Source organism: Streptomyces sp. NPDC014870, assembly GCF_043081505.1.
In the GTDB taxonomy this organism is placed as follows: domain Bacteria; phylum Actinomycetota; class Actinomycetes; order Streptomycetales; family Streptomycetaceae; genus Streptomyces.
On sequence record NZ_JBIBWQ010000001.1, the window covers coordinates 505,872 to 520,145 of the forward strand.

The 14,274-nt window shown below is 73.6% G+C and carries 14 protein-coding genes; 7 read left to right on the forward strand and 7 right to left on the reverse strand.

Going from position 1 to position 14,274, the window contains the following annotated elements; translation table 11 throughout:
- The first annotated feature begins 118 nt into the window (after positions 1–118).
- Entirely contained in the window at positions 119–1,900 is a 1,782-nt protein-coding gene (locus ACF09C_RS02145) for a VanW family protein (RefSeq protein ID WP_392087612.1), read from the forward strand.
- Here the strand turns inward: ACF09C_RS02145 and ACF09C_RS02150 are convergent.
- Both ACF09C_RS02150 and ACF09C_RS02155 read right to left on the reverse strand, forming a co-directional pair.
- Complete coding sequence (locus tag ACF09C_RS02150) at positions 1,848–2,702, reverse strand: ketose-bisphosphate aldolase (protein ID WP_392087613.1); 855 nt, start codon at positions 2,700–2,702, stop codon at positions 1,848–1,850. The genes ACF09C_RS02145 and ACF09C_RS02150 overlap by 53 nt on opposite strands.
- Entirely contained in the window at positions 2,702–3,661 is a 960-nt protein-coding gene (locus ACF09C_RS02155; protein ID WP_392087615.1) for an SIS domain-containing protein, read from the reverse strand. The genes ACF09C_RS02150 and ACF09C_RS02155 overlap by 1 nt, the downstream gene beginning before the upstream one ends.
- A gap of 152 nt (positions 3,662–3,813) precedes the next feature.
- Here ACF09C_RS02155 and ACF09C_RS02160 point away from each other — a divergent pair, with 152 nt between their 5' ends.
- The 3 genes from ACF09C_RS02160 to ACF09C_RS02170 all read left to right on the forward strand — a co-directional run bounded on the left by ACF09C_RS02160 (position 3,814) and on the right by ACF09C_RS02170 (position 6,994).
- Complete coding sequence (locus ACF09C_RS02160; protein ID WP_392087617.1) at positions 3,814–4,614, forward strand: DeoR/GlpR family DNA-binding transcription regulator; 801 nt, start codon at positions 3,814–3,816, stop codon at positions 4,612–4,614.
- Between the two features lie 146 nt (positions 4,615–4,760).
- Positions 4,761–6,389, forward strand: coding sequence for a serine/threonine-protein kinase (locus ACF09C_RS02165; RefSeq protein WP_392087619.1), 1,629 nt, complete (start codon positions 4,761–4,763; stop codon positions 6,387–6,389).
- Positions 6,386–6,994: a hypothetical protein gene (locus tag ACF09C_RS02170; RefSeq protein ID WP_392087626.1), complete on the forward strand. Its 609-nt coding sequence runs from the start codon at positions 6,386–6,388 to the stop codon at positions 6,992–6,994. Before ACF09C_RS02165 ends, ACF09C_RS02170 begins: the two co-directional genes overlap by 4 nt.
- Before the next feature lie 24 nt (positions 6,995–7,018).
- Here the strand turns inward: ACF09C_RS02170 and ACF09C_RS02175 are convergent, their stop codons facing one another.
- Both ACF09C_RS02175 and ACF09C_RS02180 read right to left on the reverse strand, forming a co-directional pair.
- Positions 7,019–8,407 (reverse strand): DEAD/DEAH box helicase, encoded by a 1,389-nt coding sequence (locus ACF09C_RS02175; RefSeq protein ID WP_392087633.1) that lies wholly within the window; start codon positions 8,405–8,407, stop codon positions 7,019–7,021.
- 85 nt (positions 8,408–8,492) lie between these two features.
- Positions 8,493–8,696, reverse strand: coding sequence for a cold-shock protein (locus ACF09C_RS02180; RefSeq protein WP_033201600.1), 204 nt, complete (start codon positions 8,694–8,696; stop codon positions 8,493–8,495).
- 356 nt (positions 8,697–9,052) lie between these two features.
- On the opposite strand from ACF09C_RS02180, the gene ACF09C_RS02185 reads away from it, so the two are divergent.
- Both ACF09C_RS02185 and ACF09C_RS02190 read left to right on the forward strand, forming a co-directional pair.
- The gene (locus tag ACF09C_RS02185) at positions 9,053–10,252 is read left to right on the forward strand and encodes an MFS transporter (protein WP_392087636.1); all 1,200 of its coding nucleotides are present in this window, start codon (positions 9,053–9,055) and stop codon (positions 10,250–10,252) included.
- A 64-nt stretch (positions 10,253–10,316) separates the two neighbouring features.
- Entirely contained in the window at positions 10,317–11,237 is a 921-nt protein-coding gene (locus ACF09C_RS02190) for a LysR family transcriptional regulator (RefSeq protein ID WP_392087639.1), read from the forward strand.
- Between the two features lie 13 nt (positions 11,238–11,250).
- Here ACF09C_RS02190 and ACF09C_RS02195 read toward each other — a convergent pair whose 3' ends face one another.
- Positions 11,251–11,886: a DUF1345 domain-containing protein gene (locus ACF09C_RS02195; RefSeq protein WP_392087641.1), complete on the reverse strand. Its 636-nt coding sequence runs from the start codon at positions 11,884–11,886 to the stop codon at positions 11,251–11,253.
- 66 nt (positions 11,887–11,952) lie between these two features.
- On the opposite strand from ACF09C_RS02195, the gene ACF09C_RS02200 reads away from it, so the two are divergent.
- Positions 11,953–12,411: a GreA/GreB family elongation factor gene (locus ACF09C_RS02200; protein WP_392087642.1), complete on the forward strand. Its 459-nt coding sequence runs from the start codon at positions 11,953–11,955 to the stop codon at positions 12,409–12,411.
- A 21-nt stretch (positions 12,412–12,432) separates the two neighbouring features.
- Here ACF09C_RS02200 and ACF09C_RS02205 read toward each other — a convergent pair whose 3' ends face one another.
- Positions 12,433–13,248, reverse strand: coding sequence for a family 1 encapsulin nanocompartment shell protein (locus ACF09C_RS02205; RefSeq protein ID WP_392087645.1), 816 nt, complete (start codon positions 13,246–13,248; stop codon positions 12,433–12,435).
- Positions 13,245–14,249 carry a Dyp-type peroxidase gene (locus ACF09C_RS02210; RefSeq protein WP_392087647.1) on the reverse strand — a complete coding sequence of 335 codons (1,005 nt, stop codon included), beginning with the start codon at positions 14,247–14,249 and terminating at the stop codon, positions 13,245–13,247. Before ACF09C_RS02210 ends, ACF09C_RS02205 begins: the two co-directional genes overlap by 4 nt.
- Positions 14,250–14,274: the final 25 nt, after the last annotated feature.

Here is a 14,274-nt window from a genome sequence, read left to right on the forward strand (position 1 = left end):
GCGGCCCGCTCCTGCGGGGCGGGCATCAGCGCAGGCCAGAGCCGCACGGCGTGCGCGGTACCCCCACCTGGCGTAACGTCCTGGGAAGATCGCCGGTACCCCCACACCGGGAGGCTCTGTGCGCGGCTCCAGTCCTGAGGACGACCCCACGCCGCTGTCCGCCCGTGGACGGCGCGTCCGGCTCGCGGTGACGGCGGCCGGAGTGGCACTGCTGGCCGCCGGCGGACTGTACGCGGCGGGGCTCATCGCGACCGGGGACGAGATATCCGAGGGCACACGGGTCGACGGGGTGGACATCGGCGGCATGAGCCGCGAGGAGGCGCGCGCGAAGCTGACGTCGGCGGCCCCCGCGTCCTGGACCGCGCCGATACCGGTGCGGATCGGCGGGAGCACCGGAACGGTCGTCCCCGCGACGGCCGGGCTGAGCGTCGACGTGGCGAAGACCGTCGACAGGGCCGCCGACCCGGCGCGCGATCCGGTGACGGTGATCGGGCGGCTGTTCTCCTCGGACGAGCGGAACGTCGAGCCCGTCGTCCGCTTCGACGAGACCAAGGCGCGGGCGGCGATGGTCGAGACCGCCCGCACCTATGACCGTACGACCGTGGAGGGAGCCGTCTCCTTCAAGAACGGTCAGGCGGTGACCGTGCAGCCGAGGGACGGCCAGAAGATGGACGTCGACGGATCCGTGGACACCCTGCGCTCCAACTACCCCGAGCCCGAGGCCCCGCATCCGGTTCCGCTGCCGACCGCCGTGTCCCCGCCCGAGGTCGGCGAGGCCGAGACGGCCGGCTTCCTCAACACCTTCGGGACACCCGCGATGTCGGGTCCGGTCACCCTGACCGTGGACGGCGAGCGCCTCCGGATCACGCCGACCACGCTGGGCGCGCATCTCACGGTGAAGGCCGACGACGACGGTCGGCTGGTGCCGACGCTCGACGAGAAGGGGCTGCTCCGCGACCCGGCGGTGGCGCGCCCGCTCGACGCGGTCGCGACCGGCCCGGTGGAGGCACGGCTCGGCGTGGAGAACGGCCGGGTGGTGGTCCTCTCGGACGGCAGGCCGGGCCACGAGGTGACCGCGGAGGCCCTGGGCGACGCGGTGATGCCGCTGCTCCCGAAGCGCGGTGAGGCCGCGCGGACCGGACCGGTGGCCACCGAGCTGATCCAGCCGGTGTTGACCCGGGAGTCGGTGGCCCGGATGGGCATCAAGGAGCAGATGTCGAGCTTCACGGTCAACTTCCCCACCGCGCCCTACCGGACGATCAACATCGGCCGGGCGGTCGAGCTGATCAACGGCTCGCTGGTGAAGCCCGGCGAGGTGTGGAGCTTCAACCGGACCGTCGGAGAACGCACCAAGGCCAACGGTTTCGTGGACGGCACGATGATCCTGGACGGCCAGTACCACTCGGCGCCGGGCGGCGGGGTGTCGGCCGTCGCGACGACGGTCTTCAACGCCATCTTCTTCGCCGGGGTCAAGCCGGTCGAGTACGGCGCGCACTCGTTCTACATCGAGCGGTACCCGCCGGGCCGGGAGGCGACCGTGGCCTGGGGCACCCTCGACCTGAAGTTCCGCAACAACTCGGACGCCTGGATCTACATCAAGGCGACCGCGACGGACTCCTCCGTGACGGTCAGTTTCCTCGGCACGAAGAAGTACGACGCGGTCGAGGCCGTGGAAGGCCCCCGCACCAATCTCACGGAGCCCGCCGAGCGGACCGGCACCGGCCCGAAGTGCGAACCGCAGGACCCCCTGGAGGGCTTCGACATCACCGTGGACCGGGTCTTCCGCGACGGCGGGGCGGAGGTCGGCCGGGAGACCTTCCGTACGCACTACACCCCGCGCGACCGCGTCACGTGCGAACCAGCGGAGCCTCAGCCGCCAGCACCTGAAGAAGGTGGGTGACCGCCTCGGCGACGGCCGTGCGCGCCGGACCGAGGTAGCGGCGCGGGTCGACGGTCGAGGCGTTCTCGCCCAGGTGGGTCCGGACGGCGCCGGTGAACGCCTTGTTGAGGTGGGTGGCGACGTTCACCTTCGTCATGCCGGCCCGGACCGCTTGGCCGAGCACGTCGTCCGGGACGCCGGAGGAGCCGTGCAGGACCAGGGGCACGTCGACGGCCTCGCGGAGCCTGGTGATGAGTTCGAGGTCGAGGACGGCGTCCCGGGTGAGCATGGCGTGGGAGCTGCCGACGGCGACGGCGAGGGCGTCGACGCCGGTGGCGGCGGCGAACGCGCGCGCCTCGTCCGGGTCGGTGCGCACGCCCGGCGCGTGGGCGCCGTCCTTGCCGCCCACCTCCCCCAGTTCGGCCTCCAGCCAGACGTCGTGGCGGTGGCAGTGCTCCGTCATGGCGCGGGTGGCGGCGACGTTCTCCTCGTACGGGAGGGTCGAGGCGTCGAACATGACGGAGGGGAAGCCCAGGCCGACGGCCTCGTGGACGAGTTCGGGCGACTCGGCGTGATCGAGGTGGACGGCGACGGGGACGGCTGCGCGACGGGCGATGGCGAGGGTGGCGAGTCCGATCGGCTCCAGGGAGCCGTGGTAGCGGACGGTGTTCTCGCTGATCTGGAGGACGACGGGCAGCCCGGCGGCCTCCGCGCCTGCGACGATGGCCTGCGCGTGCTCGATCTGGATGACGTTGAACGCCCCCGCGCCCGCGGTGCGTTCGCGGGCGCCGAGGACGATCTCGCCGGTGGGGGTGAGGGGCATCAGCTCTCCTCCGTCCCGGCAGGGGCGAGCACGACGGACCGGGTGAGGTTCCGGGGCCGGTCGGGGTCCTGGCCCTGGGCCTCGGCGAGCAGCACGGCGAGCCGCTGGACGCGGATCAGGTCGGCCATCGGGTCGAGCTCCGCCTCGGTGTCGCCGGAGTCGGCGACGAGGGTGCCGCCGACCCGGGCGACGTCGTCGGCGAGGCCCGCGGGGACGGGGCCGAAGGACCAGGCGACGCGGCCGGGCGCGGTGATGCTGATGGGGCCGTGGCGGTACTCCATGGCCGGGTAGCCCTCGGTCCAGGCGCCGGCCGCCTCCCGCATCTTCAGGCCGGCTTCGAGGGCGAGACCGTAGGTCCAGCCGGTGCCGAGGAAGGTGTACTGCTCCGCGCCGGTGACCTCGGCGCCGAGGGGCTCGGCGACGGCCCGCTCGGCGTCCTTGGCGGCCCGCTCGACGGTACGGACCCCCTCCGGGAGGGCGTCCTCGGCCTCCAGGTGGGCGCGGAGCAGGGCGAGGGCGGTGGTGGCGAAGCGGGTCTGCACCACCGACTCCTCGTCGGCGAAGTCGAGGATGGCGACGGCGTCGGCGGCCGTCATGACCGGGGTCGCGGGGTCGGCGGTGAGGGCGCCGGTGGCCACGGTGCCCTGGACGCGGCGGAGCAGGTCGAGCACCTCGGTCGTGGTGCCCGAGCGGGTGATCGCGAGGACCCGGTCGTAGCGGCGGCCGAGCGGGAATTCGGAGGCGGCGAAGGCGTCGGTCTCGCCGTGTCCGCCGTTCTCCCGCAGCTGGGCGTAGGCCTGGGCGATGAACCAGGAGGTGCCGCAGCCGACGACGGCGACGCGCTCGCCGCGCACCGGAAGCGCCGCGCGGTGCTGGGGCAGGGTCTCGGCGGCCCGGCGCCAGGAGGCCGGTTGCGAGGCGATTTCGGCGGCGGTGCGGGAGGGTCCCGGGATGGGCACGTGCGACTCCTTCACAGACACAGGATGCTCAGTCTTGCTCGTAACAGATTATTTTCGAGCATCTTCGAGCAACAGCTACGGTGCGTAGTATCCATCAGCCGGGGCGTACGGTCCAGGGCCCACGACCGCCGCGCGGCGCTAAGATCGCGATCATGTCGAAGCACGAGCGGTGGAACACGCTCCTGGAACTGCTCGCCGCGACCGGCAGGCTGGAGGTCGAGGAGGCCGCCGGGACGCTCGACGTCTCCCCCGCCACGATCCGCCGCGACCTGGACGAACTCGCCGAGCAGCGGCTCCTGGTCCGCACCCGCGGCGGCGCCGTCCCGCACGGGGTCTCCTACGAGCTGCCGCTGCGCTACAAGTCCTCCCGGCACGCCTCGGAGAAGCAGCGCATCGCCGCGGCCGTCGCCGAACTGGTCCACGAGGGCGAGGTGGTGGGCCTCAACGGCGGGACGACCACCACCGAGGTCGCCCGGGCGCTCGCCCTGCGCTTCGGCGGCGGACGGTCCGAGTCCCCCGGCACGCCGCCCGCGCCCGCGCTCACCGTGGTCACCAACGCCCTCAACATCGCCGGCGAACTGGCCGTCCGCCCGCAGATCAAGATCGTCGTGTCGGGCGGTGTGGCCCGTCCGCAGACGTACGAACTGGTCGGACCGCTGGCCGCCGGGGTCCTCAACGAGGTGGTCCTCGACGTCGTGGTCCTCGGCATCGACGGCATCGACCCGGAGCTCGGGATCATGGCCCACCACGAGGACGAGGCCGGCATCAGCAGGCTGTTCGCGGAGCGCGCGAGCCGGGTCGTCGTGGCCGGCGACTCCTCGAAGATGGGGCGGCGCGCCTTCGCCCGGATCTGCGGGCTCGAACGCGTCGACGTCCTCGTCACCGACGCAGGCATGCCCGGCGACGCGGTGCGGCGGCTGACCGACGCGGGCGTCGAGGTCGTCACCGTCTGACGGGCCGCCCGCGAAGGGGCCGTAGGATCGCCGACGCGTCCACGCGCCGCCCGCACCGCACGCCCGCACTCCGCGCGCGCTCTTGCCGGGAACCGGTCGTGGCCGGAATCTGTCCTCGTAGAGGAGGACTGGGGGCTGGGGGCGGAATGAACGCATGGGTGGTGCCCGGGTACACGGAGTCCCGGGAGCTGGGCGCGGGCGCCAGCGGGCGGGTGGTGCTCGCCGTCCACGACACGACCGGTGTACCGGTCGCCGTCAAGTACCTCGGCGAACGCCTGCGCACGGACGCCACGTTCGTCCGGGGGTTCCGGGCGGAGGCACGGCTGCTCGCCGCACTGGACACACCGCACGTGGTCCGGCTCTACGAGTACGTGGAGTCGCCGCGGGGTGCGGCGATCGTCATGGAGCTGGTCGACGGGATCGCCCTGCGCGCGCTGCTCGCCCGGGAAGGCGCCACCGGCCCCGAGGCGGCTCTCGTGGTGCTCAAGGGCTCGCTCCTCGGCCTGGCCGCCGCGCACCGGGCGGGGGTCGTGCACCGGGACTACAAGCCGGAGAACGTCCTGGTCGCGGTCGACGGCTCGTCCACGCTCGTGGACTTCGGCATCGCCACGGACCGCGGCAGCAAGCCGGGAGTGGCGGGCACCCCCGCGTACATGGCGCCCGAGCAGTGGAACGGCGAGCCCGCGTCCCCGGCCGCCGACGTGTACGCGGCGACCGCGACGTTCTTCGAGTGCCTGACCGGACGCAAGCCGTTCACCGGACAGAACATCGCCGAGCTGGCGCTCCAGCACCTCGACGCGCCCGTACCGGACGCCGAGGTCCCGGAACCGCTCCGCCCGCTGATCCGGCGCGGCCTTGCGAAGGTCCCGGGGCAGCGCCCCGAGCACGCGACGGCCTTCGTGGCGGAGCTCGAATCGGTCGCCACGGCCGCCTACGGCGAGGACTGGGAGGAGCGCGGGCGGGGCAGGCTCGCCGCGCTGGCCGCCCTCCTCCCCCTGCTCTTCCCCTCCGCCGGCGGGGAGCCGGCCACCGGCACGACCGCACTGGCCACCACCACCCTGCCGCGGCCCGCGGGGCGCGGACGCCGACTGTGGCCGGAGGTCGTCGTCCCGGCCGGGGTGACCGCGCTGATCCTCGCCCTGCTGGCGGCCGTCGCCGCCCGGGCCGGTGACGACGGAGGCGGTTCGACGGCGGAGTCCTTCGCCACGACGAGCACGGTGCCGACCGCCTCGGTGCCCCCGACGGCCGCGTCGCCCACGAGCACGCCGTCCCCCGAGGCCACGCCTTCGGCGTCCGAGGAGGCGACCCCGTCGAGCACTCCGCCGACGACGACGCCCACGCTCGTGCCCACACCCGCGCTCACCCCGACGGCCACCCCGCCGACCACGGACCCGCCGACCACACCGCCGACCACACCGCCCACCACGCCACCGACGACACCGCCCACGACGCGTCCGGTCGGCGTGAAGTCGGTCGCCGTCACGGGGCTGCGGCAGACGGGATCGAGCACGGCGGAGGCCTCGTTCGAGATCGTGGCGGACGGGACAGGGCCCGTGGTTCTCGACCTCTCCTGGTTCACGACCGACGGCAAGGGCGAGGTGTCCGACGGCTCCGCGCGCGTGGAGCGGAGCGGGGCGACGCGGTACACGATCACGCTGACGCACAGCTTCCGGGGCAGCGGCTGCTACTGGGGTGTCCGGGCGACCACGGCCCCGACCGCCGCGAGCGGCGGTTCCACCCGACAGATCCTCACCAGGCGGTGCACGGTCTCATGAGCGAGCGCGACACGAACGACGACTACAGCGCCACGGTCCTCGGCAGTCACTGGTTCGAAGGGCCGGCGCAGGACGTGCCGCCGGACCGGGTGGAGGGCGAGGTCCTCCGCTTCGGCCCCGGGGTCACCCCGGCGGTCGGCCATCGCCTGGCCGGCGGACCGACCACCGCGCAGCTCTGGCACGCGGCTCCGCCCGAGACCCTGCCGCGCCGCCGCCGCGCACTGCGCCGCTACGCCCTGCCCGCCGTGGTCCTGCTGGCCGTCCTGGCCTTTCTGGCCTGGCAGCGGCTCGGACCCGAGGTCGCGGTACGCGGCGTGACCGTCGCCGCCCCCGCACGACCGCCCGGCTGCGACGGCACCGCCGACATCGTGGCCGTCCTGGAGACCGACGGGCGGCCCGGCACCGTCACGTACCGCTGGGAGCGGAGCGACGGCACCGCGTCCGGGCTGCTGGAGGAACGGCTCGCCCGGCATCAGACGCAGGCGCGCCTGCATCTGCTCTGGACGTTCCACGGCCCCGGCGAACACCGCGCGACGGCCCGGCTCGTCGTCGTCTCCCCCACCCGGCACACCGCCGAGACCCGCTTCACGTACCGATGCGGGTAGGCCACACCACAGGCCCTGGGGCCCCTAGCGGCCCTTGCGGATCCGGGCGGCCTGGCGGGCCTCGGCCGTCTTGCGGGCCTCGGCGGCGCGCCGTGACTCGTTCTTGGCGCGGCCGGGCTTGCCCGGGACCGTGCCCATCCCCCGGAAGGCGGCGCCGCCCCGCTTGGCGCCCTCGGTGCTCGGCGCGCTGCCCTCGACGGGCACTCCGGAGGGCTTCCTGGCGCCGGTGATACGGGTCAACTCGGCCTCGCCGGAACGGACCTGGGTCACCCGGACCCGGATCCCCGCGTCGCCCAGGAGCCGGACGACGTCCTTGCGCTGGTCCGGCACGACCAGGGTGACGACGCTGCCGGACTCGCCGGCGCGGGCGGTCCGGCCGCCGCGGTGCAGGTAGTCCTTGGGGTCGGCGGGCGGGTCGACGTTGACGACGAGGTCCACCTGGTCGACGTGGATGCCGCGCGCGGCCACGTCGGTGGCCACCAGGACCGTGATCTCGCCGCTCCTGAACCGTTCCAGGGTGCGGTTGCGCAGCGGCTGCGACTTGCCGCCGTGCAGCGCCTCCGCGCGGACGCCGCTGCCGCGCAGATGAGCGGTGAAGCGGTCGACGGCGGCCTTGGTGGCCAGGAACATGATCACGCGCCCGTCGCGGGCGGCGATCTCCGTGGCGGTGGCGAACCTGTCAGCGCCGTGCACCTGCAGGACGTGGTGCTCCATCGTGGCGACGGCGGCGGCGGACGGGTCGACCGAGAGCCTGACGGGGTCGTCCAGATAGCGCTCGACGAGCTGGTCGACGTCCGAGTCGAGGGTGGCGGAGAACAGCATGCGCTGGCCGTCGGGGCGCACCAGGTCGAGGATCTCCGTGACCTGGTCCAGGAAGCCCAGGTCGGCCATCTGGTCGGCCTCGTCGAGGACGGTGATGTCCACCCGGTCCAGGCGGCAGTCCTTGCGCGCGACGAGGTCGTTCAGACGGCCGGGCGTCGCCACGACGACCTCGGCGCCCTCGCGCAGCGCGGCGGCCTGCCGGCCGATGGAGAGACCGCCGACGACGGTGGTCAGGCGCAGCTTCAGGACCCGGGCGTACGGCAGGAGGGCGTCGGCGACCTGCTGGGCCAGCTCACGGGTGGGGACGAGGATCAGGGCGCGCGGCGCGCGCGACTCGGCGCGGCGGCCCGCCGTGCGCACGAGCAGGGGCAGCCCGAAGGCGAGCGTCTTGCCCGATCCGGTGCGCGCGCGCCCGAGGACGTCGCGTCCCGCGAGGGCGTTCGGCAGCGTCGCGGCCTGGATCGGGAAGGGCGTGGCGACACCGAGTTCGGTGAGCAGCTCCCGTACCGCGACGGGCAGATCCAGCTCGTCGAAGGCGGCGACCGGGGGAAGCGCGGGGGTGCGGGGGTCCTGCGATGCGAAAGCGTTCATGAGAGATGACCTCGTCCGGAACACGCGACGAGCTGGGGTCCTCACCCGGTGGGTGGGGACCCCAGCTGCGTCGGAAGGCTCGGCGTCAGGCGGGGAGGATGTTCTCCGCCTGCGGGCCCTTCTGACCCTGGGTGACGTCGAAGGTCACCTTCTGGCCCTCCTGGAGCTCACGGAACCCGGAGGTCGCGATGTTGGAGTAGTGGGCGAACACGTCCGGGCCGCCACCCTCCTGCTCGATGAAGCCGAAGCCCTTTTCCGAGTTGAACCACTTCACGGTGCCAGTAGCCATGTCATATCTCCTTCGAGGCACTACCCGGGGTGCGCACTGTGCGCATCCCGGCGTCGCCGTGATGATTGCCCCGTCCGGAAACAGCGCCGAAAATACAAAAAGTGCCCGGCGAATTGAATTCGCCAAAGGCACTTGAAGTTTATGGGAACCACAACTGCAACTGATCTCGACTGTAGCACGGAGTGGTCGGGTGTGCACGGAACACGCGGCGGCAGGCGTGCCCGGGGCCGTCGTCGCAGGCACGTGCGGTGACAAGCGGCGCCTATCACGTCATCGGAAAGCCCTCTTTGACGCGCCCGGGGAATTTGTCGGAGGCTCATTTGCGACCCCCCCGACACAGAAAGGCGTCTTCCGCCATGCCCGTTTCCCGCGCCGTGCGCGGCTGGATTCCGGTGGCGGCTGCGCTGTTCGTCGCCGGGTGGGGCGCGAACCAGTTCGCCCCGCTCTCGGTGGTGTACCGGACGCAGGAGCGGTGGCCCGCCGTCCCGGTCGCCGCCATGTTCACCACGTACCTCCTCGGGCTCCTGCCCGGTCTGCTGCTCGGCGGCCCGGCCGCGCGCCGGGCCGGGCGGCGGCGCGTGGTGCGGTCCGCGCTGGCCCTGTCCGCCGCCGCCAGCGTCGTCCTCGCCGGGGCGGCCGTGTCCCAGGCGGCCGTGTACGTCAGCCGCATCGCCACGGGGCTCGCGGCCGGTCTTGTGCTGACGGCGGGCACCGCGTGGCTGCGGGAGCTGTCCGCCGGCGCCGGCCGGCCCGACGCCGGGGCGGTCCGCGCCGCGTACGCCACCGGCGGCGGCTTCGCCGCGGGGGCGCTCACGGCGGGCTCGCTGGCCGAGTGGCTGCCGGGGCCGACGGTGCTGCCCGGTCTCGTCCACGCCGCCGTGGCCCTGCTGGCCCTTGGCGCGACCGCACGGGTTCCCGGGGCCGCGCCGACGGCGGTCACCGCCGCTGCGGAGCCTCGGTTCACGGCCTCGGGCCGGGCCCTGCTCGCGCACCCCCGCTTCCTCTGGGTGGTGCTTCCGGCGAGCCCCGCGGTGTTCGGCGCCTCCACCGTCGCGTACGTCGTCCTCCCGCCCCTGGTGGCCGACCGGGTACCCGGTTACGAACCGGTGTTCAGCGGGCTTGTCGCGGCGCTGACGTTCGCCGTGGGCCTCGCGGTGCGGCCGCTGGCCGACCGGCTCGACCACGCGCACAGCGCGCGGGCGACGCTCGTGGCGATGGTGACCGTGATCGGCGGGCTCCTGGTCGGCGCGTGCGCCGCGTACGGGGACTCGGTCGTTCTGGTCGTGCTCGCAGCGGTCCTTCTGGGCGGCGGCTACGGCCTGACCCTGGCGTCGGGGCTGCGGGAGGTCGAACGGCTCGCGCCGCCCGCCGCGCGGCCGTCGACGGCCTTCGTCCACCAGGGCGCGGCCTACAGCGGCTTCCTCACTCCGCTGCTGCTCGCCGTCACCGCCGGGGCCGCGCCCTACTCGGCCCTGCTCGCGGGCCTCGCCGCCGGCGGCCTGCTCTGCCTGACGGTCACGGCGCGGTTCAGCCGCCGGAACCTGCCCCGAGCATGAGGGCGGGCGCCGGTCGGGCGGGGGCCGATTGGCGTGGCCGTGGACGGTCGGGTAGACCCGTGACGTGCTGTTCCGTCAACTCGAGTACCTCGTCGCCCTGGCCCGTGAGCGTCACTTCGCCCGGGCCGCGCAGTCCTGCTACGTCTCCCAGCCCGCGCTTTCGGAGGCCGTCCGGAAGCTGGAGGAGGAGCTGGACGTGCCACTCGTCCGGCGCGGCCGCAGCTACGAGGGGCTGACGCCCGAGGGTGAGCGGATCGTGGTGTGGGCGCAGCGGATCCTGGCCGACCGCGACGCGCTCAAGGACGAGATCGGCGCGCTGCGCACCGGCCTCAGCGGCCGGATCCGGATCGGCACGGTCCCGAACGCGTCGGGCGCCGTCTCCCTGCTCACCGCTCCCCTCTGCGCCGCGCACCCGCTGGTGACCGTCGAGGTCCTGGCAGACCTGCGGTCGGAGGAGATCCTCCGCCGGCTGCGGGACTTCGAGATCGACGCAGGGCTGCTGTATCTGGACGGGCAGCTTCCGGAGGGCTTCTCGGCCCTCCCGCTGTACGAGGAGCGGTACGTGCTGCTCACCGGCGTGGCGGATCGGACCGCGCGGGGCGCGACGGCGACCTGGGCCGAGGCGTCACGGCTGCCGCTCTGTCTGCTGAGCGGAGCGATGCAGGGCCGCCGGGTGCTGGACGAGGTGTTCGAGGAGGCCGGGGTGCGGCCCTCGCCCCGGGTCGAGACCGATTCGGTGGGCGCCCTCTTCTCCCATGTCCGCACGGGCCGCTGGGCCAGCGTCGTGCCGCACACCTGGCTCCATGTCTTCGGCGTGCCGCACGGGATGCGCGCGGTGCCGCTGGTCGGACCGGAACGGACCGTGCCGGTGGGCCTCGTGGTCCACGCCCGGGAGCCGGGCTCCGTCATGGCCCGCGCCCTGACCGCCGTGGCCCGGGAGACCGATGTGGCCGCCGCGCTCGAACGGGTCCCGGGCGATCCATGAGTCGGCCGGTGGGTCAGCCCGTGACGAGGCCGACGACGAGGTTGATGGCGGTGGCGAGGATGCTGGTGCCGAAGACGTACGACAGCAGGGAGTGGCGCAGCACCACCGCGCGGATCCGCCGGTCGGACACGTCGGTGTCGGAGACCTGGTAGGTCATGCCCAGGTTGTAGCTGAAGTAGAGGAAGTCGCGGTACGCGGGCGGCTCCTCGGAGTTGAAGTCGATCCCGCCCTCGGACGTCCCGCAGTAGAGGTAGGCGTACCGCGTGGCGTACATCAGGTGGAGCGCGGCCCACGCCATGAACACCCCGCTGAGCGCGGTCGCGGCGGCGGCGTGGCCGGTGTCGGTGCCGCCGCGCAGCAGCAGGACGACGATGCTGGCGAGCCCGCACAGCGCGACGGCGACGATGACGAGCTCGTCGACCGCCGGCCGGAAGTCCTCCCGTCGGGCGTCGCGCCGGGTGGTGGCGGCGTCCATCGGCCAGAGGACGAGCCAGCCCGTCACGACGAACACCGCCTCCGTCGCGGCGATACCGGCCAGCGTCCCGAGCGGCGGGTCGGCGAGGACGGCGACCAGCGCCGCGACCGCCGCACCGGCGACGACCGAGAGGGCGAGCCGGGCGACCGCGGACTGGGGCAACCACCGTGTCATGGTTCGTTACCGTAACCGCGTGATGCGCGATTTGCCGGTGTTCCCCGCCGGTGGGGTAATGGACCCATGACCGGTGGACCCGAACCCATCAGCGCCGAGGCTCTGCGGGCGCTCCAGAAGGACCTCGACGAGCTGCGCGCCGAGCGGGCGAAGGTGGCCGCGACGCTGCGGAGCGAGGACCCGGTCGGCGACCGGGCGGACGAGGCCGACGAGTTGCAGCGCGCCTCGGACGTCGCGCGCCTGGACCGGCGCATCGAGGAGATCGAGGGGCGGATCCGGGAGGCTTCGGTGGCGGGGCCGCCGTCCACGGACGTGGTCGGCGTCGGCAGCACCGTCACCGTACGGTTCGCGGACGGTGCGGAGTCGACGCTCCAGGTCGGCGAGGTCGCCGAGGAGTTGGACCGGACCCTGGTCACGGCCGACAGCCCGCTCGGGAAGGCGCTGCTCGGGCACCGCGCCGGGGACACCGTGACCTATCGCACCCCCGACGGGGACACGAGCGCGACCGTGGTCTCCCTCGGCTGAGCCGGCGGCCCCGACCGCCGATCAGCGCGTCAGGAAGACGACCGCCTCGTCGGTGTACGTCAGGAACGTCAGCGTCTCCTGGAAGTACAGCTCGATCCCCTTGGCGTCGTGCCCGGTGTAGCCGATCGCCAGGTCCTGGCCGAGCAGCAGCTCGAAGTCCCCGCCCCGGGTGGAGAGGACGAACGCACCGGTCAGCGCGGGGGCCCAGATCGGGTCGCCGCCGAGGATGCGGCCGAGGTGCGCCGCGATCGGATAGCCGTGGTCGGAGGTCTCGCTGACCGCCGTGTACGCGTCGGCGCCGAGCAGCAGCGCGTACGGACCGTCGACCCCGGCCAGGCGCAGCGCGGTCAGGGCGCGGCTGATCGCGTCGGGGTAGTCGCGTGGCTCGGGCGGCAGGCTCAGCTCCGGGTTGGAGGAGCGGGCCCGGAGCCCTTCGATGCCCGCTGCCGCGTAGCCCTCGAAGACGGCGCGGTCCTCGGCGAACGCCATGGCGCGTGCCGCGTCCTTGACCGGCTGCCAGTCGGAGTCGTGCGAGCCGCGCTCGACGTCGTCGACGGCGGAGCGGCTCACGGTGAACGGGACGCGGAGTTCGACCAGAGGCCGGGCCTCGCGCAGCCGGGCGGTGACGCCGGGGGCGGGCGGGTCGATGGTGGCGAGGTGCCCGGTGCCGGCGGCGGCGAGTCCGGGCCCGCCCGGTTCGGGCACGTCGACGACCCGGCGTCCGGCGACGTGCCGCCGGAAGGTGCGGGCGGCCTCCTCCTCGATCTCGGCCCAGGCGGCGGGGGTGATCGGGGCGAGTTGGCGGTGCAGGTTGCCGGTGGCGGCGGGGATCGTCATGACGCTCGGGCTCCTTTGAGGCTGCCGATGCGCAGGGAGTCGTCCCGCTGGACGGCGGCTTCGGCGGCGGGCGGTGCGGGGAGGTCGTCGAGGAGGTCGGCACTGGGGACGAAGAAGAGGCCGCCGGTGACGGCCGTGGAGAAGTCGAGGATCCGGTCGGTGCGGCCGGGCGGGTCGCCGAGGAACATGTTGCGCAGCATCCGCTCGGTCACCTCGGGGGTCCGGGCGTAGCCGATGAAGTACGTGCCGAACTCGCCGCGGCCGATGGTGCCGAAGGGCATGTTCTCGCGCAGGATCTGCCGCTCGGTGCCGTCCTCGTCGACGATCGTGTTGAGCGCCACGTGCGAGTCGGCCGGCTTGACGTCGTCGGGGAGTTCGACGTTGGCGTCCTTCGTACGGCCGATCACATGCTCCTGCTGCTCGACGGTGAGCGCCTGCCAGGCCGTCATGTCGTGGACGTACTTCTGGACGACGACGTAACTGCCGCCGTGGAAGGGCGGATCGTCCTCGGCGGCGGTGACGAGGACGGCCTCGGCCGCCGCCTCGCCCTCGGGGTTCTCGCTGCCGTCGACGAAGCCGAGGAGGTCGCGCTCGTCGAAGTACGTGAAGCCATGGGTCTCGTCGACGACGGTCACGGCGGGCCCGAGGACGTCGACGAGGAGCCGGGCGAGTTCGAAGCAGAGGTCCATGCGCCGGGCGCGCAGGTGGAAGAGGAGGTCGCCGGGGGTGGCGGGGGCCCGGTGCCGGGGGCCGGTGAGCGGCGGGAAGGGGTGCAGTTCGCGGGGGCGGGGTCCACCGACGAGCCGGTCCCATCCCGCCGAGCCGATGCCGACGACGCAGCTGAGCCGGTCGTCCGGGGCACGGAAGGCCACGGACCGCGTCAGACCCGCCAGATCGGCGAGCGTCTCGCGTACGGCGGTCTCCCCGCCGGGGTTCACCGTGGCCACCAGGAACACGGCGGCCCTGGAGGGCGGTGCGACGACGGGCTGCGGGGTGGGCATGGGGCTCCCGGCGGACGTGACGGGT

Excerpts from the sequence above, each read along its gene's own strand:
- ACF09C_RS02205 (WP_392087645.1), bottom strand. The coding sequence starts at position 13,248 with ATGACGATCCCCGCCGCCACCGGCAACCTGCACCGCCAACTCGCCCCG.
- ACF09C_RS02210 (WP_392087647.1), bottom strand. The coding sequence starts at position 14,249 with ATGCCCACCCCGCAGCCCGTCGTCGCACCGCCCTCCAGGGCCGCCGTG.
- ACF09C_RS02170 (WP_392087626.1), top strand. The coding sequence starts at position 6,386 with ATGAGCGAGCGCGACACGAACGACGACTACAGCGCCACGGTCCTCGGC.
- ACF09C_RS02195 (WP_392087641.1), bottom strand. The coding sequence starts at position 11,886 with ATGACACGGTGGTTGCCCCAGTCCGCGGTCGCCCGGCTCGCCCTCTCG.
- ACF09C_RS02185 (WP_392087636.1), top strand. The coding sequence starts at position 9,053 with ATGCCCGTTTCCCGCGCCGTGCGCGGCTGGATTCCGGTGGCGGCTGCG.
- ACF09C_RS02160 (WP_392087617.1), top strand. The coding sequence starts at position 3,814 with ATGTCGAAGCACGAGCGGTGGAACACGCTCCTGGAACTGCTCGCCGCG.
- ACF09C_RS02175 (WP_392087633.1), bottom strand. The coding sequence starts at position 8,407 with ATGAACGCTTTCGCATCGCAGGACCCCCGCACCCCCGCGCTTCCCCCG.
- ACF09C_RS02165 (WP_392087619.1), top strand. The coding sequence starts at position 4,761 with ATGAACGCATGGGTGGTGCCCGGGTACACGGAGTCCCGGGAGCTGGGC.
- ACF09C_RS02200 (WP_392087642.1), top strand. The coding sequence starts at position 11,953 with ATGACCGGTGGACCCGAACCCATCAGCGCCGAGGCTCTGCGGGCGCTC.
- ACF09C_RS02150 (WP_392087613.1), bottom strand. The coding sequence starts at position 2,702 with ATGCCCCTCACCCCCACCGGCGAGATCGTCCTCGGCGCCCGCGAACGC.
- ACF09C_RS02180 (WP_033201600.1), bottom strand. The coding sequence starts at position 8,696 with ATGGCTACTGGCACCGTGAAGTGGTTCAACTCGGAAAAGGGCTTCGGC.